Here is a 21,395-nt window from a genome sequence, read left to right on the forward strand (position 1 = left end):
GGACGCGGCAGGCTCAGGCTTTGGCTTCGGCTGTTTGCGGCCGCCGCGCCCATTGCCATTTCAGGTTGACCCCCAGCGTGCCCAGCACGATCAGGGCCACGCCCAGCATTTGCACGCGGCCGAGCGTGCTGCCGTACAATAGATAGTCGAGCAGCAGCGCGATCACCGGATAGACGAAGGCGAGCACCGCGATCGTCACCACCGGCAGGCGCGGATAGGCCGAATAGAACAGCACATAGCACACGCCGCTGTGGATCAGCCCCAGCCCGGCCAGCCAATACCAATGCGGTCCGACGTGGGCGATCGCGACGTAGTCGGCGAATGGCGCCAGCATCGCCACGCCGACCAGGCATTGGATCAGCACCACCGCGAACGGCCGCTCGCGGCTGATCCGGCGCGACAGCATCAACGAGGCTCCGCACAGCAGCGCGGCGACGAAGGTCAGGCCGATGCCGATCAGGTAGCCGGCATCGGCGCTGCGCCATAGCTTGATCGGGTCGGCCGAGCAGGCCACGCCCACGAACGCGACCACGGTCCAGGCCCAATCGGCCGGACGAGTGCGCTCGCCGAAGAACAGCGCCGCCATCGCCAGCATCGCGAACGGAAAGAAGTGGTAGACCATGGTCGCCACGCCGATCGACGAGCGCGCCATGCCGGCGAACAGCGCGACCCAGTTCAGCACCAGCAGCACGCCGCTGACGATCGCGCCGCGGATCAGCGCCGGTTCGCTCATCAGCCCGCGCAGATGACCGCGCGCCAGGCCCCAGGCGATCAGGAACGCGCTGCCGAACACGCAGCGGAAGAACACCGTGGTGATCGCGTCCTGGCCGCCCTCGTGGGCGAACACGCCGACCGACCCGATCAGGATTTCGGCGACGAACAACTGGATCAGCGCGGTGCGGGACTCTGAGGCGGAGGCGGTCGGGTTCATGCGGTCAGGCTAGGCCCCGACTGGCGACCGGTACAGATTCAGTTAGACTCTGATTTCACCAGTACAGATCGGGCGGCCCCACGCCATGGCCAGCGACCTGCTCTACGAACGGCTCGCCGAACGCCTGCGCCATCAGATCCAGCGCGGCACCCTGCGTGCCGGCGAGCGCCTGCCGTCCTTGCGCCGCCTCGGCCGCGATCAGCGCATCAGCCTGGCCACCGCGGTCGAGGCCTATCTGCAGTTGGAACGCGAAGGCCTGATCGAGGCGCGTCCGCGTTCGGGCTACTACGTGCGCGCACCGGCCGCGCCCATGCCGCGCGCCAGCGCTCGCCATCGCGCCCGCGCGCCGCAGCCGATCCGCAACCCGGCCCTGCTGGGCGTGCTCGACGTGCTCGGCCGTTGCGACCTGATCTCGCTGCACGCGGCCACGCCCGCGCCCTCGCTGCTGCCGACCGCCGCGCTCGCCGCCGCCGCATCGCGGGTGATGCGGCGCAACGCCCAGGCCGCGCTCAGCTACGCCATCCCGCAGGGCCTGGCCGCACTGCGCGAACGCATCGCGCAGCGTTACGTGCAATGCGGCGTCGACGTCGATCCCGACGAGATCGTGATCACCGCCGGCGCGATGGAAGCGATCAGCCTGGCGCTGCGCACGGTGGCGCGCGCCGGCGACGTGGTCCTGGTCGAAACCCCGACCTACTACGGCCTGCTGCAGGCGGTGTCCGAGCAGGGCCTGCGCGTGATCGAAGTGCCGAACCGCCCCGGTCTGGGCATAGACCCGGACCGCTTGTCCGAACTGCTGGAGCGGCACGCGGTGCGCGCGGCGGTGCTGGTGCCAAATTTCAACAATCCGGTCGGCAGTTTGACCAGCGACGAGGCTAAGCGCGCGATCGTCGCCGCCTGCGCCGCGCACGGCACGGTGGTGATCGAGGACGATCTCTACGGCGAGTTGTCGTACTCCGGCGAGCGCCCCAGTCCGCTACGCCGCTACGACGAACGCGGCGGCGTCATCACCTGCGGCTCCTATTCCAAGATGCTGACGCCCGGCTTGCGCGTCGGCTGGATGCTGGGCGGGCGCTGGGCGCCGGCGCTGCTGCGCGCCAAGTGCTTCTCCACCGTCGCCACCTCGACCTTGTCGCAGCTCACCATCGTCGAATACCTGGCGCGTCACGACTTCGAGCGCGGGCTGCGCCGCCTGCGCCGCGAGCTGGCGGTCAACGCCCAGCGCTACCGCGAAGCGATCGCGCTGCATTGGCCGCAAGGCACCTGCGTGAGCGCGCCGGCCGGCGGCATGGCGCTGTGGATCGAACTGCCGCCGCAGATCGAGGGCCAGGCCGTGTTCGAGGCCGCAATGGCGCGCGGCATCGGCATCCTGCCCGGTCATCTGTTCTCCAATCGCGGCGACTATGGCCATCACCTGCGCCTGAGCTGTGGCCAGCCCTGGAGCGAGCCGGTCGAAACCGCGCTGCGTACGGTCGGCGCCTTGGCCGCCGATCTGGCCGCCGATCTGGCCGGCGATCTGGCCGGCTAAACGGGCCGCGGGCGCTGTCCGGCCGCCCCCGCGGCCGGCGTTGGAGCATGAAGGAACCACCCGCACAAGGAGTGCAGCATGAACATCGGCAACAACAATCTGGTCCTGAGCAAGTATCCGGCGGCGATAGAAAAGCATCCCGACGCCAAGCGCGCATTGTGTTTCGGCGACTCCTGGTTTCAGTACGTGCCGCATCCGACCGACCTCAACAAGCAGATCGCGCGCCTGTTCAAGAAGACGCTGTTCCTGCGCGAAGGCGTGGCCGGTCGCGACAGCGCGATGTGGAAGGCGGCGCTGCCGCGGATCCAGCGCGAGATCGGCACCTTCGGCTTCGACGCGATCCTGCTGTCCAACGGCGGCAACGACATCGTCGGCGAGGAGCTGCGCGAGTTCGTCAAGACCGCCGCGCAACCGCAGTCCACGGGCGCCGGGCCCTGGGGCGAGATTCCGCCGGAGGTGTTCGACCACATCCGTCTGGAGACCTTCGAACACGCGCTGCGTTATGCGATCAAGGACATGAAGGAAGTGGTGCAGATCCGCGACCTCCTGTCGCGCGACACCATCATCTACGTCCACACCTACGACTACATCTTCCCCAGCGGCAAGGCGTTCAAGCTCGGCCCGTTCACGATGGGGCCATGGGTCAAGCCGTTCCTGGACAACGTCGGCCTGACCGATCCCAAGCGCCAGCGCGTGCTCACGACCTGGCTGGTCGATCAGTTCGCGCGCGCGCTGCGTGCGTTCGTGTCGCAGAACGCCAACATGCGTCTGGTCGATTCGCGCGACACGCTCAAGACCGTCTCGCAATGGGAAAACGAGATCCATCCGGTGGCCAGCGGCTTCGAGGCGATCGCCAAAAAATGCTGGAAGCCTGCGCTGACCGGCGTACTGGAATAGAGCTGGCCCTGGGCTAGACTGCGGGCGCGCCGAAAGGCGCGTCCCGCCGTTTCGCCCGAGGTCGCGATGAAAGCCCTATTGCTCTGGCCGCTGCTGCTGTTGTCAACGCTGCCTGCTGCCGCAGCCGAACCTGCCGCGGCCGAACCCGTCGCAGCCGAACCCGTCACGACCGCGTCGGTCACGATCAAATCCCCGCAGGCCCTGCCCGACGACGAGCGGATCAAGGTGTTCCTGGCCGGCAGCATAGACATGGGCGGTTCGGAGAACTGGCAGGCGCGGGTCGAACGGGCACTGGCCGACGAGGGCGTGGTATTGCTCAATCCGCGCCGCGACGACTGGAATCCGGCCTGGAAGCCCTCGGCCGCCGAGCCGGAGTTCCGCAAACAGGTCGAATGGGAACTGTCCGCGCTCAACCGCGCCGATGTGATCCTGATGTACTTCGCGCCGTCCTCGCAAAGCCCGATCACCCTGCTCGAACTGGGCCTGCACGCGCCCTCCGGCAAGGTCCTGCTGGCCTGCCCGCAAGGCTATTGGCGCAAGGGCAATGTCGACATCACCGCCGACCGCTACGGCGTGCCGCGTTACGAATCCCTGGACGCCTTGATCGCCGGCGTGCGCCAGCGCCTGGCCGAGCTGCGGCGTCAGCGCTGAGCGCGGGGCGGCACCCCGTCGCAGTCTGTGCGATGGGCGCACGTCATAATGCGCGGCCCACGCGAGGCAGTTCATGACCGCACCGCGCAATATCGTCGTCTGCCTGGACGGCACCAACAACTCCCCCGCCGACGCCCGCACCCATGTGCAGCGGCTGTACCGGCTGATCGAGAAATCGTCCGCGCAGCTGACCTACTATCAGCCCGGCGTGGGTACGCTGGAACCGATCGGCGTGCTCGGACCGCTGCGCCGGCGCGCGTTGATGGGCCTGGATTCCGGCAGCGGCTGGATGCTGCAGCGCCACGTCAGCGCGGCCTACCAATTCCTGTCCGACGTCTATCGCGAAGGCGACCGCCTCTACCTGTTCGGCTTCAGCCGAGGCGCCTATTCGGTGCGGGTGCTGGCCGGCATGCTCGCTACCGTGGGACTGCTGCATCCGGGCATGCGCGAGATGGTCGCATTCGCGTGGCAGGCCTACGAAAGCCTGCCCGCATTCCCGCCGCAGGCCGATGCGGCCTCGCCGCGGCGCCAGCAGGCCCTGCGCGATTACTTCCGGCGCATCCGCAGTTTCCGCAAGAGCTACTCGCGACGCGTGCCGGTGCACTTCCTCGGCTTGTGGGACACGGTCAGCTCGGTCGGCCTGCCGTGGCTGCCGCGGGTCTACAGCCATACCGCGTCCAACCCCATCGTCGCCACGGTGCGCCATGCGGTCGCGCTGGACGAGCACCGCGGCAATTTCGTCCAGAACCTGTGGACGCCGAAGCCGTCGCCGAAGCAGGACGTGCGCGAAGTCTGGTTCGCGGGCGGTCACGGCGATGTCGGCGGCGGCTACCCCACCGGCGGTCGCGACATCGAGCTGGCGCGGATTCCGCTGGCCTGGATGTTGCGCGAGGCCGAGGCCGCGGGGTTGCTGACCGATGCCCAGGCACGCGCCGAGGCCGGCCTGCCCGACCTGAGCGACGACGAAGCGATGCAGCGGTTCGCGTTGGCGCCGCGTCACGACGAGATCCATCACTGGCTGTGGCAGTTGTCGGAACGCTTGCCGATACCGCGCTGGTCGCAGAGCGCCGACGGGCGCTGGGAGCGGCACTGGCGCCCGCATCACGCGCGTGCGCGCACCTTGCGCCCGGGCGCGCTGGTGCACGAGAGCGTGTACCAGCGCCTGCGCCTGTGTTCGGCCTATCGCCCGAGCAACCTGCGCGACGACGTCGTGCTGGTGCGCTGAAGGCCGCGATTCAACGCGACGGCGCGCCCTGGCCGAACAGGATCCGGCGCTCCTCGTCGCTGACCTGGGTGTTCGGCGCGTAGGACTGGGGCGTCTCGGCATAGGTGCGCTGCACGGCCGGACGCTCGCGCATCGCCTCGAACCAACGCCGCAGTTCGGCGAAGTCCTGCAGCGACTGCCCGTGCGAGGCGTGCGGCACGATCCAGGGGTAGCAGGCCATGTCGACGATCGAATACTCGCCGGCGATGAACGCGCGCCCGGCCAGTTGCCGGTCGAGCACGCCGTACAGGCGATGGGTCTCGCGGGTGTAGCGGTCGATCGCGTACGGCACCTTCTCCGGCGCGTAGATATTGAAGTGGCCGATCTGCCCCGCCATCGGCCCCAGGCCGCCGACCTGCCAGTACAACCACTGCAGGGTCTCGGCGCGGCCGCGCGGATCGGCGGGCAGGAAGCGCCCGGTCTTTTCGGCCAGGTACTGCAGCATCGCGCCGGATTCGAACAGCGACAGCGGCGCCCCGCCGCCGGGCGGGTCGTGATCGACCAGGGCCGGAATCTTGTTGTTGGGCGAGATCTTCAGGAATTCGGCCTCGAACTGCTCACCCTTGCCGATGTTGATCGGCACGATCCGGTGCGCCAGCCCGGACTCTTCCATGAATAGCTTGAGCTTGAGGCCGTTGGGCGTGGGCCAGAAATACAGATCGATCATGTGCGGGCTCCGGCGTGGGAGAAATGGGGGTCGCGGCCTTCGACGTGCGTGCTTCGACGTGCGTGCTTTGACATGCTGGCCTCAGCATCGCGGACTTCGATCCTGCGAACTTCGACGACGAAGTCCCGGTGCGGTCAAGCTCGTCCGATGCATCTTCCTGCATCTCGTCGATGCCGGGTACCGGTTTTCGAGCATAAGGGCCGCGCGCCCGCAACGGAACACACCGGTGGGACGCTGCGTCGCATTCCTGCGCTTCCTTTGCAGCGGGGACGCCCCCATCCGGAGCCGACGGGTCGCGAACGCAGCCGCACTGCGCGGCTCGCGACATCCGCACGCCCACCAGCTCATACTTTCAGTCCTTGCCCATGCGCCGCACTGCCCTGTTGCTGTTCCTTCTGCTGAGCGCCGCCGGCGCCCACGCCGCGGATCGCGAAACCTGCGTCACCGGCCATACCAAGCTCCCGCCCACGGTCAACTTCCGCGTCGACAACGACCTGTTCGGCGGTCAGGACCAGGGTTACAGCAACGGCGTGCAGCTGACCCTGGTCTCGCCCAACCTGGTCGACTACACCGACGATCCCTGCCTGCCGCGCCTGGCGCGCTGGATCAATCGCCACGTCAGCGCGCTCACGCCGGAAGGCTTCGAGCAGCAGAACATGGTGGTGAGCTTCGCCCAGGGCATCTTCACCCCGACCGACTACAGCCGCCGCGACCTGATCGAGGACGACCGGCCCTACGCCGGCGCGCTGCTCGCCAGCCTGGGCTACAACGCGCGCAATGGCGACCGGCTGCGCACCACCCAGCTGCAGTTCGGCATCGTCGGGCCTTCGGCCTACGGCAAGCAGGTGCAGAACGAAGTCCACAAGCTGCTCGGCGACGAGACCTTCCAGGGTTGGGACAACCAGCTCCACGACGAGCCGGTGGTGCGCCTGGTCCACGAGCGCATGCGCCGCTATTCGGCCGGCAACGAAGAGAACGGCCCCTGGGGCTGGGACGCGATCAGCCACTACGGCGGCAGCGTCGGCAACCTGGCGACCTACGCCAACCTCGGTGCCGAATGGCGCTTCGGCCGCCACCTGCCCGACGATTTCGGCAGCACGCCGCTGCGTCCGGCCGGCGAGAACACCGCGCCGACGCGCAGGACCCGCGGCCCCAACCAGTTCGGTGCGCACCTGTTCCTGACCGTGGACGCACGCTGGGTGCTGTACGACATCACCCTGGACGGGAACAGCTTCCGCGACAGCCACAGCGTCGACAAACGGCCCTTCGTCGCCGACGCCGGCTATGGCATGGCCTTCATGTACGGACGCTGGAAGTTCGCCCTGGCGCGTTACCACCGCACCCGCGAATTCGAGGGCCAGAAGCAGACCCCGGTGTTCGGCAGCTTCACCATCAGCCGCTCGCTCTGAGACCGCGAACGCCCCGGCACCGCCGGAGCGTTCGCCTTGTCGCGCGCGCTCAGAAAGTCACGCTCCAACTGTCGATATAGCCGACATCGCCGTTGGCGTTGTCGTTGACGCGCAGCTTCCAGGTGCCGTTCAGCGCTTCGCTCGACAGATTCAGCGTGACCGTCTTGTTGACGTTGTCGGCGCTGCCGCCGCTGCGGTTGTGGATGTTGTAGAGCGAACCGTCCGGAGCCACCAGGTCCACCTTCAGGGCATTGCCGCTGCGGCCGGAGACCGTGATCGGGCTGTCGACCGTGGCGTTGTCGCTGATGGTGTAGTCGGCGGTGTTGCTGTAGGTCTGCGCGCCGCCGGCGGTCACCGTGACCGTGGCGGTCTTGGTATGGGTCGCGCCGCCGTTGTCGGTCACGGTCAGGCTCACCGTGTAGTCGCCGGCGGCCGCGTAAGTCTTGCTCGGGTTGGTGGCAGTGGAGGTGGTGCCATCGCCGAAGCTCCAGGCGCGCGAGACGATCGTGCCGTCGCTGTCCGTGGAACTATCCGTGAAGTTTGCACTCAAGCCGCTGACCGCCGCGCTGAAGTTCGCGACCGGCGCCGCGTTGGCGCCGCTGCCGTTGTAGCTCAGGGTCAGCTTGGGAGCCGAGGCGCCTTCGCGCGAGCTCCAGTCGACACCGTCGATGACGCCGGAGGTGTTGACCAGGACGACGCCGTGGTTGGCGACCGCGCCCGATGCCCAGTCCTCGACCAATTGCACGCCGGCCGCGTTGAGCGCGATGGTGCGCACGCCGGTGCCGCTGGGCGTGACCGTGCCCAGCTTGGTGCCCAGGGTCGCGCCCGCATACGTGGCATCGGCCTCGGTCCACGCAGCGGTGACCTGGTACAGGTCGTAGGCGCCGGTGGACAGGTTGCTGACGTTGAGCGAGACCGTGGCCGAGGTGATGTCCAGGCCGGCCGCGGCGCTCAGGTTCCAGCCCATCAGCCCGCGCAATTGCAGGCCGGCGTCGTCGCCGTCGGCGTACAGGATGGCGCCATTGTCGCGGGTGCCGTTCGACTTCACGGTCACGTCGCGCACCGCGTCCAGGGTCATGTTGTTGGCCGGCGGTGCGCCCTTGTTGCAGGTGCCGCTGAAACTGTCGGTGTAGCTGCTGCCGGCCTTGGGCACGAACTCGCCGGTGTAGCCGGTCGCGCTCAGGGTCAGCTTGAGCACGCCGTGGGTGCTGGCATTGCTGGCTTCCAGCATCGGATGGCTGCCGTTGAGGCCGTAGAAGGCGCGGCCGCCGGTGCCGACGAGGACCTGACGGATGCCGTCGCTGGCCGCGGCCTGGTTCGGATTCATCTTGCCGTAGCGCTGGTAATTGTGGTCGTGACCGACCAGCACCAGGTCGGCCTTGGCCGCGTACAGCGCATCCCAGAACGGCTTCACTTGGCTATAGCCGGTGTAGTTGCCGCGGCTCACCAGCGGGTGATGGAAGTAAGCCGCGGTGCAGGGTTTGGTGTTCGCTGCCAGGTCGTTCTGCAGCCAGGTCACCTGAGCGCTGGCGACGGTGCCGCCAGACATGGTGTTGAGGGCGATGAAATGCCACTCGCCCACGTCCCAGCTGTAATAGCCCTTGCTGCGGTCGCCGGCCGGACCGGTCTGGGCGCCGACGCCGTTGAAATAGTCGAAGTAGCCGCTGGCGCCGGTGGTGTTGTACTCGTGGTTGCCCGGCGTCGGGCTGGTCAGCTCCTTGAAGCGGCCCCAGGTCGGCGCGTAACGGCTGTTGTACTCGCTGAGCGTGCCGCTGCTGTAAGCGTTGTCGCCGGCAGTGAACACCGCGACCGGGGCGATCGCCACGATCAGGTCGGAGGTCCCCGCGCAGGCGTTGCCGCTGGAGTCGCAGATGTCGCCGGCGCCGGCCACCACGACCGAGGTCGCTTCCAGCGCGCTCAGGCCGTAGTCGTAGCTTTCCACCTCGTAGCCGCTGTCGGGGTTGCCGAAGTAGGGCTGGATGTCGACGCAATCGCCGCGCAGCGCGCGGGCGTGGAAGGCGCGGCCGTTCCAGTGATTGCCTTCGAAGCTGTAGACATCGCCGCCGGAGCTGCGGATGACCAGGGAGTCGTAAGGCTTGAGTTCCAGCGACTTGAAGCTCAGGCGTATCCATTTGGCGCCCGGCCGGCATACGCGGTTGCTCGGCGCGGCCAGCATCGAGGCGGCGCGCGCGGGCGCGATGCGCTCGGTGACCGTACCGTCTTCCGCCAATTGCAGGGTGCGCTGCGCGGCGCCGGCGCTGGGTGCGATCGCGAACGCTGCGGCCAGCGCGAGCGTCGCGGCCGCGCCGCGGCCCGGCCGTTGTTTGTGCGTCTTGTTCACTGGAATCTTCCTGATTGGTTGCAAGGGGATGCGCGCGGGTCGCACCGGATCGCTGTCATCAGGGCGAGGCGCGCGGCGGGCACAGGCCCGGCCGCGTACGCGGTTCCGATCGCCGCCGGACGCTGCGCGCCGGCGTGACGAATTGCAGTTCACCGACGGCGCGGCCCTTGCGGGCCGCCGGTGCAATCGCCCGCAAGCGTCCCCAGCGCCTGCGATGCGTGTTCGCGCCCCCGACGGACTGCGCCGTCTTCGGGGGCCCGGCAACAATGCAGCGGATCATCGTCGCCTTGCGGCCACGCAACTGCGGCCGGCGTCACAACGCGATGCGCCGCTGCGGCGCCAGTGTGCGATGCGTCCGCGGTTGGCCGCGTTCACGCCGGCGATGGTAGAGCCGGTTTGTTGCAATCTGCCTTTAACCTGGCCGTTTGGGCTGGAAACTCCGTCGAAATGCATCTTTTATGTGCCGTGTCGTCGAGCTGTATCAGCAACAAGTGTGCAAGGCACGTTGAATGCCGGGATCAGACCGTTGCCGGCGATCGGGTGGCACGGCACGCAATGCGCGGCCGTCCGTCGGTTCGCGACCGATGCATGGCCGGTGGTCGACGGCGGCGATTGACGCCTGCCACGGCCGGAGCGAGCATCGGATGCTTCGCGCGGACCACGCGCACATGCAAGGACAGGCCATGAGCACGCGTATCCGCGGTGTCTTCGACGTCAAGATGATTCCGCAACCCGCCGACGATGCCGCCGCCGGTCAGTACATCGGCCGCATGTGGCTGGACAAGCACTACCACGGCGAACTCGAGGGCGGCAGCCAGGGCCAGATGCTGGCCTTCCGCAGCGTGGTCGCCGGCTCGGCTGGCTATGTCGCGATGGAGCGCGTCGAAGGCACGCTGGGCGGCCGCCGCGGCAGTTTCGTGCTGCAGCACAGCGCCGTCATGGATCGCGGCACGCCCAATCTGGTCCTGCAGGTCGTGCCCGATTCCGGCAGCGACGAGCTGACCGGCCTGAGCGGCACCATGGCGATCGAGATCGCCGACGGCATGCACTACTACGACTTCGACTACAGCCTGCCGACCGAACCATGAGCGCGGCTTGCGTGCGGCCAGCGGACCTCACCCACACCCAGGAGGCTTGAGTGGGTCTGCAGCATCTGCCGCGCTGGGTCTGGCTGGGCGCCAGTTCGCTGGCCTGCGTCGCCGGCATGGTCAACGTGATCGGCTTCCTGGGGTTCGAACACCAGGCAATCACCCACCTCACCGGCACCACCTCCCTGCTCGCCGCGGCACTGGCCGGCGCCGACCTGCGCGCGGCGGCGCATCTGTCGGGCATGATCCTGGCCTTCTTCGCCGGTGCCGCGCTGAGCGGCATGATCGTGCAGGACAGCACCCTGCGTCTGGGACGTCGCTACGGCGTTGCGTTGGCGATCGAATCGGTCTTGCTGTTCGCGGCCGTGCCCCTGTTCCATCGCGAACAGATCCTCGGCGCTCTGCTCGCCGCGGTCGCCTGCGGTCTGCAGAACGCGATGGCGAGCACCTACAGCGGTTCGGTGGTCCGTACCACACACCTCAGCGGCATGATCACCGACCTGGGCATCGGCCTGGGGCATGCCCTGCGACGGCGGCCGTTGTCGCGGCAACGCTTGTCGCTGAGCGCCCTGATCGTCGCGGGCTTCTTCGCCGGCGGCTTGATCGGCGCGCTCTCGTTCCGCGGCTTCGGCTACGACGCCCTGTACTTGCCCGCCGCACTGACCGGTATCACCGGCATTTTCTACGCCCTATACCGCCACCTCCACCCGCCAGCGCCGTTGTCCGACTGAACGGTGCCGATCGGCGCTCAATCGACCGGATAGGGCCCTTCGGCGAACGTTTCAGCGTGATAACCCTTGCGGCCGATCGCGCGGGCCAGATCGCTGCGCACGTCCTCGCCCGCACGCAGGCGCTGCAGTGCGTAGGCGAAGTCGTAGCGCGGGCGCCAGCCCAGCTCGGTGCGCGCGCGCTCGTTGACGTAGACGCGCTCGATGCCCGGAAACATGCGCCAGCCACGGCGCGCATACTCGGCCTCGTAGCTTGGCGCATAACGCGCGACCACCGCCGGTGCGTCCTCGCGCAGCTGCTGCAGGTCGTCGCGGGTGAACGGCGTGGTCGCGCTGATGATGTAACGGCCGAAGCCGATCGCCGGCGCGCGTTCGATCGCGAGCAGATGGGCATCGACCACGTCCTCGATGTCGACGCGCCGGTACAGCAGTTCGTTGGCTTTGATGTTGGCGTCCTCGAACGCGTCGCGCGCCGACTTGAGGTCGTCTTCTTCCGGGAAGAAGCGCGAGGTGCGCAGCACCAGCACCGGCAGGCCCTGCTTGTGCTGGAACAGCTCGCACACGCTCTCGGCCGCGATCTTGGTCACGCCGTAGATATTGCGCGGCACCGGCACCACGTCCTCGGTCACCCAGGCCGCGGGCGCGCCCGGCGGCGGGGTCAGGGCGCGGCCGAAAGCGCTGGTGGTGCTGGTGAATACGAACGCGCCGACGCCGGCGGACACCGCTTCCTCGAGCAGGTTGAGGGTGCCGGAGATATTGGTGTCGACGAAGTCCTGGCGGCTGTGGGTAGCCACGTGCGGCTTGTGCAGGGTCGCGGTATGCAGGACCGCGTCGACCCCGCGCATGCAGCGCGCGACCAGGCCGCGGTCGACCACGGAGCCGACCGCGTCGGTGTAGGCGGAAGCGATCACGTCCAGTCCGAGGGCTTCGTGACCGTCGTGGCGCAGGCGGCGCATCAGCGCTTCGCCGAGGTGGCCGGCACTACCGGTGACCAGGATTTTCATGCGGGGCGTTCCGAAGGCGCGGGACGCGACGGCGGCCCGTGGCGTCATTCTCCCTCATCGCGAGCGCGGGCGTCATGTCCCTGCGCGGCGGCTCAGGTCGCAACGGGCCAGCGATGGCGAGACCATGACCGTGAGGGTATGGCACGGCCGCATACGACAGGCCGCGAGCCGGCGCGCGGCTGTGGGGGAGCGTGCCGATGCTGCTGCGATCGGCTTGGCGGTGCGGGTGATAACGATCCGCTACCACTGGGAGATGGCCAGGTTCGTCTATAGACGGCGACTGGGGCGGTCTGCTGCCTGCTGGCGACGCCGCCTGCGATGGGCGGCGTTTTTCGCTTGAGCGCGATGCAGTCGGACGCGGCGACGCTAATGCGGAGGCGATGCAGGAGCTGTTGCGGGTGCCGTCGCGGGTGCCGTTGCGGGTGCTGTTGCGGGTGCTGTTGCAAGTGCCGTTGCAGGTGCCGTTGCAGGTGCCGTTGCGGGCGCCGTGGCAGGCGCAGTCGCGGGGCGAGCTGCGGTCGCTGGTGCGGTAGCCGGCGCAGTCGCGGGTGCCGTGGCGGGTGCAGTGGTCGGCGCCGTAGCGGGCGCGGTGACTGGTGCGGTCGCGGGTCGCGCCGCAGTTGCCGGCGCGGTCGCGGGCGCCGTTGCAGGAGCGGTTGCGGGCGCGGGCGGCGTAGCCGGCCGTGGCGGTGGACGCGCGGCATCGGCGATGGCGGTGTCCATGGCCGTGCGCCGCTCGCGATCGCCCGCCTGCTGCGAGGCCAGGCGCGCATTGCGGGCGACGTTGGGATCGGGCTCGGCGGCCGGGTTGATCGAGGTATTGCGGATGCGGTCGGCCTGCGCCTGCGCCGCCATCTGATTCAGCGGCAGATAATCGCTGCGGAAATTCAGCTCGACCGAGGAATTGAGTTCGAGGTCGGTGTTCATCTCCTCGGAACTCTGCGAGCGCTGGGTCGAGACGTAGCCGATGTTGTTCTCGATCTCGGCGCTGGCTCCCCAAGGGCCGACCCCGAAGCTGCCGGACGCGCGCACCCGGTTGTTCATGTTGAACTGGCTGCCGCGGTCCTCGCTGGCCGCGCTGCGGGTGTCGACGTGGAAACGCATCGAGGCGTTGATGCGGCCGCTGTCGATCACGATGCGCTGCATGCCCAGCATGACCATGGTCGCAAGCATCTGCTGGCGCTGGCGCGCGATGTAGCGCCGCGCCAGCGGCACCAGCTGCTCGGGGTTGCTGGCGTCGACCGACTCCTCCGGTTGCATGCCCAGTTGCGCGCGTATCTCCTCCGCGCTCGGCATCGAAGCGCCGCCGCGCAGTCGCAGGCGGATCTCCGCGGCCTCTTCGGGATCGACTTCCTCGCCCTCCTCGGACTGCTCGTACTCGATGTTCTGCGGGAAATGTTCGGCCACCCATTGCCGGACCTGGATGATGCTGAACTGGCTGCGCTCGAAACCCTCGGCCGAGGCCGACACGCTGTTGAGCAGTTGCACGTACATCTGCATCTGCTGCGAGTTGGAATCGAGCATGGCCTTGAACACGCCGTTGATCAGGTCGGTCACGAAGCGCGGGAACGAGACCGCATTGAGCACGTTGCGGGTGGTGTCGGCGACGCGGTCGGCGGCCGCGGCGAAGCCCGGCTGGTCCTGCGCGCGCGCCAGCGGCGGCGACGCGCGCTGCGCGAGCTCCGCATCGGCCTGACCCTCCTCGGCGATCAGGTCCGCCGCCAGCGCCGACACCCGCACCATCGAGCGCGCCAGCGATTGCCGGTCCTGCAGCGACAGGCTCTGATAGTTGGGCGACTGCTCCAGTACATCGCGCACCGCGCTGCGGATCCACGGCGGCGGCGGCGCGGCAGCCGGCGCGGACGCAGCGGCACGGGCGGCGGCGACGCTCATCTCAGGCCGCCGCCGACAAGGTCGGCGCCGACCCCGATGCCGGCGCGGCGATGCGCCCGGACAGCCAGCGCTGGGCGGCGCCGATCAGCTCGTAGTCCTCGGCCGCGATCTGCGGTGCGGGATCGGCGTAGTGCTCGGCCAGCCACAGCAGCACGGTCTGGCCGGCGCGCCCCTGATCGACGCGGCGCTGGATCAGGCTCGCGCTCTGGCCCTGGGTGGCACCCGCTATCGCGACCAGCTGCCACAACGAGTTCACCCCGAACGCGGCCTGCAGCATGCGATCGCGCAGGAAGCCCAGGGCCAAGTTGATGTTGGCGACGATGTCGCGCGCCGCCAGGTTCGCCATCGGGTCCACGCGCAGCGCCAGGAACTCGCCCAGCGAGGCGCACGCGGTTTCCAGCGCCACGCGCTCGCGCAGGTCGCCGCCGTCGGCCTGGGCCACGATCGCTTCGCACAAGGCCGCCATCAGGCGTTCGAAGTACGGGGTTTCGATCACCCGGGCGAAGATCGCCTGACGCTCGTTGACGTCCAGGCGTTCGCGACGCGCGCGCCAGAAACTGTTGATGAGCTGCGCGCCCGGACCCAGCGGCTGGGTGATCGCACCGCTGGCGAACAGGCCGGCGATCAGCTCGGCGGTCGGCAGCAGGCCGGCGGCTTCGAGTTCGGCGGCGAAGTACAGCGGCGCGGCCGCCTGCAGCTGGGCGCGGTCCATCGCATTGGGCGCGCCCGGCGGCAGGTCGATCGCGCTGTCGAGCGGATCGGCCGACAGCGCCAGCGCCATCGCCGACTGTCGCTCCAGCGCCGCCAGCGACAAGGCCAGGGCGCGCAGCAACGGCTCGTGCTCGTGGCGCGGGGCGAGGCGGATGTCCGGCGGCGGCGGGGCCAGGCGCATGCGCGTGCCCCGTCAGCGATTGCCGCTGCCCTGCGCGCCGCCGGCGGCGGCACCGCCGCGCGCGCCCGGCACGTAGTTCGGATCGACCGGCGTCGAATTGCCCTGGATCGCCGCGATCATGGCCGGCGAGGCCAGCTTCTCCATCGGGAAGTAGTCCGACTTGAAGTTGACCCGCACCTCGCCGGTGAGTTTGGCCTTCATGTCCTGCTTGGACTCGGAGTCCTCGCTTACCGAAGACGACACCGTGGTCATGTGGCGCTGCACGTTCTCGTTGACCGAGCCCGCCGCGCCCCAGCCGAAATGGACGCCGGCCGCGCTGCGGTTGCGGTTCATGCTCGACTGGCTGTCGTACAGGGAGGCGCCGGCCGAACGCGAGGCTTCGTCGCTGGCGCGGAAGTCGAACACGACCTTGGCGTTGATCGCGCCGTCGGTGACGACGATGCGGTTGATGCCCAAGATCACCATCGACGACAACAGCTGCTGGCGGCTGCGCGCCATCTGCAGGCGCGCGGCCTGGGTCAGCCGCGCCTCCTGGTCGGCATCGGAAATGTCGGTGATCGGCTGGGCGATCTGCAGTTCGGCGTTGATCCGGGCCAAGGCCGCCTGGTCGTCTTCCTCATTGATGTTGGTCAGGCGCGGACCGCCGCCCTCGGAATCGCTGGCGTCGATGCCCAGATCGCCGGGGAAGCGGTCGACCAGCCAATCGCGCGCATTGTTGAGGCTGATGTTGTCGGCGGCGAACTGGTCGACCGTCTGCGCCACCGATTTCAGCAGCTCGCCGTACGCGTTCATCTGCTGGATCGAGGCGTTGACGATGGCCTGAAACACGTTCTGGATCAGGCCGCCGACGAAGGCCGGGAAATCCACCGAGCCGATGTACTTCTTGAAGTTGTCGGCGCCTTGTTCGACCGAACCGGCCTTGAAGTCGCTGCCGGCGAAGGTGCCGATCTTGTCGGACGCCTTGCCCTTGGCCTGATCGACTTCGCCGGCGAGCGCACGCGTCAGGCCGTCTTCGCTGCCCTGACTCTTGGCCAGGATGCCCTGCCCCGGCGTGAGCTCCTGCTTGGCGAGGCCGTCGGGATTGGTCATGTACGAAGCCACGCGCACCATGTTGCGCGCCAGCTCCTGCTGCTCGGCCACCGGCAGCTCGCGAAAGCCGGGCGAGGATTCGAGCAGGCGCCGCACCTGCGGCCGCACCGCCGACAGGGTGTCGTCGTCCAGCCACGACGGCGGGGCGGCTGCGCTGCGCACTGAGTCGCTCATGGCCATCGCTCCCTTGCCCGCCGCCTCAACGCGTCGCCGGCGGTGTGGTCGCCGGCGCCGCGGCCTGACCGCCCTGCGCAGGCGGACGTCCGGCCAGGGTCTTGACCATGCCCGGTTGAGCGTTCATCTGGATCGCCGCGATCGATTCGGGATTGGCCAGCTTTTCCAGCGGCAGATAGTCGCTCTTGAAGTTGACCTCCATCGTGCCGGCCAGACTGGCCTTGGTCTGCAGGCTGGCGTCGATCGTGGTCTGCGAGGCCGATGCCATCTTCAGCACCGGCTGCGCGGTGGTCTTGTAGGTGCCCTTGGAGTAATAGCTGGCGTCGCGGTTGCTGCTTTGGTAGCCGGCGTCCTTGCTGTAGGAACTGCTGCGCTCGCCGCCCTCGGAGCTGCCCTCGTAGTCGCCGCTGGAGGTGGTCGCGTACTGGTCGCCGTAGTCGAACTGCTGCGCGCTCTTGCGGAACGACATGTTGTCGCGGGCCTGGAAGTCGTACATGACCTTGGCCGATATCTTGCCGTCGGTGACCACGATCCGGCTCATGCCCAGCATCACCATGGTCGCCAGCAGTTGCTGGCGGCCGGTCGCGACCTGGGTGCGCGCGGCAGGCACCAGCACCGCTTCGATCAGTTCGTCGTCGAGGCGTTCGATCGGCTTGTCCAGCGGCAGCGAGCTGTTGAGCCGCCCGACCGCCGCGCGCTCGTCGACGCCTTCGCGCAGGGTCACGCGCGGTCCGGACGAGGCGGCGCTCTCGTCGCCGAATCCGCCCATGTCGCCGAAGCCGCCGGTGTCCATGCTCAACTGGAACATGTCAGGGAACTGCTCGACCAGATGATCGCGGCCCTGGTTCTGGGTGGTGTTGTCGTCGCGGAACTGGTTGAGGCTCTTGGAAACGTCGGCGACCAGTTTGGCGTAGGCCTCCATCTGCTCGATCGAGCTCTGCACCAGCGAATGGAACACGCCGTTGATGAGGCCGGCGCAGAATTCCGGAAAGTTGACCTCGCGCAGCAAGGCGCCGGCCACGGCCGCGCCTTCGCGCGCGCTCTGCGCAGTGAATTTTCCCTCCTGGTCGGTGTTGCTGCCGCGCTGGCTGACCCGCGACAGACCCTCGTTGGCCAAGGCGCGCACCTGCGGGCTTTGTTCTTCGGGCTTGAGCTTGATCCCCGGCTCGGCCAGATAGCTGCCGATCCGCACCAGGCCCTGGGCCAGCGCTTCGCGCTTCTCAGGCGCCAGTTCGTGGAAGGCCTGGCTGCTCTGCAGCAGTTCGCGCACGGCCAGGCGCGCGGATTCGTGGGTTTCGCGGCTGGCCACCGGCGCCGAGCCGGAATCGGCGGGACGCGCGGTAGGCGGAAAGATCGCGGATCTGACGCTCGCGGCTGACATGGCTATGACTCCGTCTCTATGTCTTTGCAAAGTCCGGCACCGGGGTCGCCCCGCCCGCCGAAGAACACCCGGAGACGCGCCCGCCCGACGGCGCGCGCCCCACCGCCGCGCCGGTGCGCGCTACTGCAGCTGACGCGCTTCCTGGATGCTGTCGCGCATCTCGAACTCGATCGGACGCACGTACAGGCTGATGCGCGCCGGCGAATTCGGATTGACCCGGATGCTCAGCACCGAGAAGTGGCCCTGCTCGCGCGCCTCCTCCATGCCGAAGGCTTCCAGCCAGCGCGACAGCGCGGCGAGCTGGCGCGGGCGTTCGGCCAGGCCGAGCTTGAGCAGGTCGAGGAAGCGCGCCGGCAGATCGGGAATCGCCGCCAGCAGGATCTCCAGCTTGAGCTCGGCGCCGTCCGCGGTTTCGCGCACGCCGACCAGCACGCCGCCGTCGGGCAGCTCGAAGCGCCCGCCCAATGCGACCCCGACGATGCGCATCAGGCTGGGCAGCTGATGGCCGATGCCGAGCCGATTCATCATCGGTCCCAGCGCCGATACCGCGAGCTTTCCGCGATGCAGGAAGGTCACGCGCTGACTGCCGGATTCGCGCTTGCAGCCGATCGAGGTGAAGATCGGCATCAGGCTCGGCATCTCCGCCATCACCTGGCGGGTGAGCATCGACAGGCCCGGCGACAGCGCTTCGATCTGGGTCGGCAGCAGCTCGTAGTAGATCTTGGCCGCGTACAGGCCGTCCTCGTCGAAGGCGCTGCCGAACCAGGCGCCGTAGTTCATCCAGCCCAGGCCGCCGAAGCCGCGCCATTCCTCGCTGCGCGAGTCGAACCAGCGCAGCGCCTCGCGTCCGAACACCGGCTGCACCAGCCGGCGCATCTCGCGCGTGGCCTCGTCGCGCCGGGCCACCGGCGGCGCGCCGGGGCCCAGCGGTTCGATGGTGAAGCGCAGCATGTCCGGCTCGGTTTCCGAGAACGAAGGCTCGTACGGCACCGCGCCGGGCGTGAGCGCATTGCGGGCGTAGGAGACGTCGTCGTCGGGAAGGCGGAAGGTGCGGTCGATCAGCGAATCCAGGTACGGCAGGGGATCGCGCGTGCCCAGGGCGCGCGCGGCGGTGGCGAGCGAGCGCTTGACGTGCATCGCCATGGGCTGCTTGCCGTGGTGGCTCGAGGGCTGGTTCATTGCGGTGCTCCCGTGGGGACTTCAGGCGGCATGGGTCGCGATCACATCAAGGGCATGGAGCCGTTGAGGCCGCCGGTCAGCGATTCGATCGCCTCGCGTGCGAACGCGGGCATCTCGATCGGCTTGCTGGTGATGACCGGCGACTCGGTCGACTGCGAATAGTGCTCGACGCTCTCGTCCTGCACGCCGCCCACCGCCAGCCACTGCTCGCAGGCCTGCAGCAGATCCCAGTCGTTGGGATCGACCGTCGGCTGGTCGCTGCCGCGCAGTTGCGGATTGGTCAGCGCCGCCAGAGAGATCACCTCGCCGAAGCGGCCGCTCAGGCGCTGGTGGTTGTTGGCCAGCCAGCGGATGATCACCGCGCCGGCGCGGGCCTGGGTGCGATAACGATGGGTGTTGCGGGTGCCGCCCAGGTAGTTGGCGTTGACCTGGTCGATCACCTGCCACATGTCGCGCGCACCGAAGGCGCCGCGGATTTCCGGATCGCTGAGCTGGTCGCGGAATTCCAGGATCATCTGCTGCAGTTCGGTCGCGGCGAAATAGGCGATGCCGTAGCCGTTCAGCGACAGATTGGCGCCGAGATCGCGTCCGGCCTTGCGCACCTGCTCCTGCGACACGGCCACCGGGATGTTGCTGCGCAGGAGCCGGTCGACGCTGAGCTGGCGGCCGAACGAAGACACCGCCGAGACGAAGCGCAGCCACAGCTCGTTGAAGTCGCGGTTGGGCTGGTTGGCGTTGGGATCGCCGCCCGGGGCGCCGAACACGCGCATGTACAGGTCGCGACGCTCGCCTTCGGTGATGCGCTCGCCGGCCTTCTTGTAGTAGTTGAACAGGTAGTCGCCGGCCTTGCCGCGGCCCAGTGGCAGCAGCCCGGCGCGGAACAGCTCGACGATCCGCTCGATCACCTGGGGCATGCGCATCTCTTCCAGCATGTAGGCGAAGTAGATCGCCTGCACCGCATGCAAGTTCTCGCGAATGATCTCGACGTCGGTGGCTTCCTCCAGGTCCGGCAGCATGATTTCCATGGCCGATGGAGGCGCGCCGGAGACCACGCCGGTCTGCATGTCGTAGACGTTCTGGATGCGGCTGGCCAGCCACGCATCGTTCGCGCTGACGCCGTCAGTGGCCAGGCGCCGCACCACCGCGGCGACGTTGCGGCCGCTGAGCGCGCACACGGTTTCGTTGGCGGCGGGCACGAAGGCGTTGCCGGTATCGCGCATGTCCTCGGCGACGGCGGTGTCCGTGGCCTCCTCCTGCGCCTCTTCGGCGGCGCTGCGCGCGGCGATGGCGACCTCGGCGGCACGGCGCGCCTGCGCGGTCGCGGCCTCGGCGGCCTTGGTGGCGCTGGCCACGGCGCGGCGCGCCGCAGCCAGCTCGGCCTTGCTCGGCTTCTCGTCGCTCAGCGCCTCCAGTTCGGCCTGCTTCTCCTTGACGGTCCTGGCGGCCGCACGTGCGCTCTCGCGCGCGCTCGCGGCGGCCTGGTCGGCCTCGCGCGAGCGGGCCAACGCGGCCTGCGCCGCGGCGATCGCGTTGCGCTTTGCGGCGGAACCGTCGAGCGCGTCGCAACGCGTACGCGGGTCCTCGTTGGGGTCGATGCAGCCGACGATGTCCGGATCGATCAGGCCCGAGTCGATCTGCGACTTGAGCACCACCGAATAGCGCTGCCCGAGCTGGGCGTAGGCCGCGTCGAACAGATTGCGGTTCTTGCGGTACTCGCCCTGCGCGGTGCTGATCCGCTGAACGAAGTCCGGACGCGCCGCATCGGTGTAGCCGTCGACCTGAAGCAGGCCGCAGATCGAGGCGATCTCGCGCTCGTACTTGTCCAGCGGCTCGATCAGGCTGCCGGTCATGCGCTGCGAGCCGAGCAGGCCGTACTTGTGCACGAATTTCTTCTTGCGCTCCAAGTCGTCCCAGGCTTCCTGTTGATGGGTCGCCGCGACCAGCCGGTAGAACGGGTCGATGACCACGTCGCTGCCCAGCTGCTTCTTGATCCGCTCCAGCTCGTCGAGCTGGCGGCTGCTCAGTCCGCCGCTGGTGTCGGCGGTCTTCTGGATGGTCTCCAGCACTTGCTGGCGGGCACGCAGCTCCTGGCGCTTCTTCAGCTCGCGCTCGCCCAGGTCAACCAGCAGGATACGTTTCATGACGGTTCTCTCGCGTTGGTAACAAAATGGGTGGAGCCGGAATGGCTGGAGCCGGATTGGACGGAGTCGAGTCGGCTGGGATGGGCGCGGCGCACGGCGTTACGCTGGTCCGCCGCGGCGCCCGCGTGCTTGCGGGAC

17 protein-coding genes are annotated in these 21,395 nt (G+C 68.5%); 7 read left to right on the forward strand and 10 right to left on the reverse strand.

Features of this window, described 5'->3' with window-relative positions; all coding sequences use genetic code 11:
- Positions 1-13: 13 nt before the first annotated feature.
- Positions 14-931, reverse strand: a complete 918-nt coding sequence (locus ASE10_RS06370) for a DMT family transporter (RefSeq protein WP_056305979.1) — start codon at positions 929-931, stop codon at positions 14-16.
- Between the two features lie 85 nt (positions 932-1,016).
- Here ASE10_RS06370 and ASE10_RS06375 point away from each other — a divergent pair, with 85 nt between their 5' ends.
- The 4 genes from ASE10_RS06375 to ASE10_RS06390 all read left to right on the forward strand — a co-directional run bounded on the left by ASE10_RS06375 (position 1,017) and on the right by ASE10_RS06390 (position 5,232).
- The gene (locus ASE10_RS06375) at positions 1,017-2,459 is read left to right on the forward strand and encodes a PLP-dependent aminotransferase family protein (protein ID WP_056305980.1); all 1,443 of its coding nucleotides are present in this window, start codon (positions 1,017-1,019) and stop codon (positions 2,457-2,459) included.
- A gap of 78 nt (positions 2,460-2,537) precedes the next feature.
- Complete coding sequence (locus ASE10_RS06380) at positions 2,538-3,356, forward strand: hypothetical protein (protein WP_055904574.1); 819 nt, start codon at positions 2,538-2,540, stop codon at positions 3,354-3,356.
- A 66-nt stretch (positions 3,357-3,422) separates the two neighbouring features.
- Complete coding sequence (locus ASE10_RS06385; protein ID WP_082586057.1) at positions 3,423-4,007, forward strand: nucleoside 2-deoxyribosyltransferase domain-containing protein; 585 nt, start codon at positions 3,423-3,425, stop codon at positions 4,005-4,007.
- Between the two features lie 73 nt (positions 4,008-4,080).
- A complete protein-coding gene (locus ASE10_RS06390; RefSeq protein ID WP_056305982.1) occupies positions 4,081-5,232 on the forward strand; it encodes a DUF2235 domain-containing protein in 1,152 nt (383 codons plus the stop codon).
- Between the two features lie 10 nt (positions 5,233-5,242).
- Here the strand turns inward: ASE10_RS06390 and ASE10_RS06395 are convergent, their stop codons facing one another.
- Positions 5,243-5,938, reverse strand: a complete 696-nt coding sequence (locus ASE10_RS06395; protein WP_056100475.1) for a glutathione S-transferase N-terminal domain-containing protein — start codon at positions 5,936-5,938, stop codon at positions 5,243-5,245.
- Between the two features lie 365 nt (positions 5,939-6,303).
- Here ASE10_RS06395 and ASE10_RS06400 point away from each other — a divergent pair, with 365 nt between their 5' ends.
- Positions 6,304-7,347: a lipid A deacylase LpxR family protein gene (locus tag ASE10_RS06400; RefSeq protein ID WP_056305985.1), complete on the forward strand. Its 1,044-nt coding sequence runs from the start codon at positions 6,304-6,306 to the stop codon at positions 7,345-7,347.
- A gap of 49 nt (positions 7,348-7,396) precedes the next feature.
- Here the strand turns inward: ASE10_RS06400 and ASE10_RS06405 are convergent, their stop codons facing one another.
- Positions 7,397-9,688: a PKD domain-containing protein gene (locus ASE10_RS06405; RefSeq protein ID WP_056306748.1), complete on the reverse strand. Its 2,292-nt coding sequence runs from the start codon at positions 9,686-9,688 to the stop codon at positions 7,397-7,399.
- Between the two features lie 683 nt (positions 9,689-10,371).
- Between ASE10_RS06405 and ASE10_RS06410 the strand changes: the two genes are divergently transcribed.
- Together ASE10_RS06410 and ASE10_RS06415 are read left to right on the forward strand one after the other, a co-directional pair.
- Positions 10,372-10,776 (forward strand): DUF3224 domain-containing protein, encoded by a 405-nt coding sequence (locus tag ASE10_RS06410; protein ID WP_055904592.1) that lies wholly within the window; start codon positions 10,372-10,374, stop codon positions 10,774-10,776.
- Positions 10,777-10,826: 50 nt separating this feature from the next.
- Complete coding sequence (locus tag ASE10_RS06415; protein ID WP_055904595.1) at positions 10,827-11,507, forward strand: YoaK family protein; 681 nt, start codon at positions 10,827-10,829, stop codon at positions 11,505-11,507.
- A gap of 17 nt (positions 11,508-11,524) precedes the next feature.
- Here ASE10_RS06415 and ASE10_RS06420 read toward each other — a convergent pair whose 3' ends face one another.
- From ASE10_RS06420 to ASE10_RS06450, 7 genes are all read right to left on the reverse strand, one after another.
- Complete coding sequence (locus tag ASE10_RS06420; protein ID WP_055904598.1) at positions 11,525-12,508, reverse strand: NAD(P)-dependent oxidoreductase; 984 nt, start codon at positions 12,506-12,508, stop codon at positions 11,525-11,527.
- 366 nt (positions 12,509-12,874) lie between these two features.
- Positions 12,875-14,401, reverse strand: a complete 1,527-nt coding sequence (locus tag ASE10_RS20065) for a hypothetical protein (protein ID WP_056305990.1) — start codon at positions 14,399-14,401, stop codon at positions 12,875-12,877.
- 1 nt (position 14,402) lies between these two features.
- Complete coding sequence (locus ASE10_RS06430; protein WP_056100490.1) at positions 14,403-15,293, reverse strand: hypothetical protein; 891 nt, start codon at positions 15,291-15,293, stop codon at positions 14,403-14,405.
- A gap of 12 nt (positions 15,294-15,305) precedes the next feature.
- Positions 15,306-16,556, reverse strand: coding sequence for a hypothetical protein (locus tag ASE10_RS06435; protein ID WP_055904608.1), 1,251 nt, complete (start codon positions 16,554-16,556; stop codon positions 15,306-15,308).
- A gap of 25 nt (positions 16,557-16,581) precedes the next feature.
- Positions 16,582-17,937, reverse strand: coding sequence for a hypothetical protein (locus tag ASE10_RS06440; RefSeq protein ID WP_200945847.1), 1,356 nt, complete (start codon positions 17,935-17,937; stop codon positions 16,582-16,584).
- A 120-nt stretch (positions 17,938-18,057) separates the two neighbouring features.
- On the reverse strand, positions 18,058-19,116 hold the full coding sequence (locus tag ASE10_RS06445) for a hypothetical protein (protein WP_055904614.1): 1,059 nt from the start codon (positions 19,114-19,116) through the stop codon (positions 18,058-18,060).
- A 41-nt stretch (positions 19,117-19,157) separates the two neighbouring features.
- Complete coding sequence (locus ASE10_RS06450; protein WP_055904617.1) at positions 19,158-21,257, reverse strand: hypothetical protein; 2,100 nt, start codon at positions 21,255-21,257, stop codon at positions 19,158-19,160.
- Positions 21,258-21,395 lie beyond the last annotated feature (138 nt).

Source organism: Lysobacter sp. Root76 (genome assembly GCF_001428685.1).
Classification (GTDB): Bacteria; Pseudomonadota; Gammaproteobacteria; order Xanthomonadales; family Xanthomonadaceae; genus Lysobacter.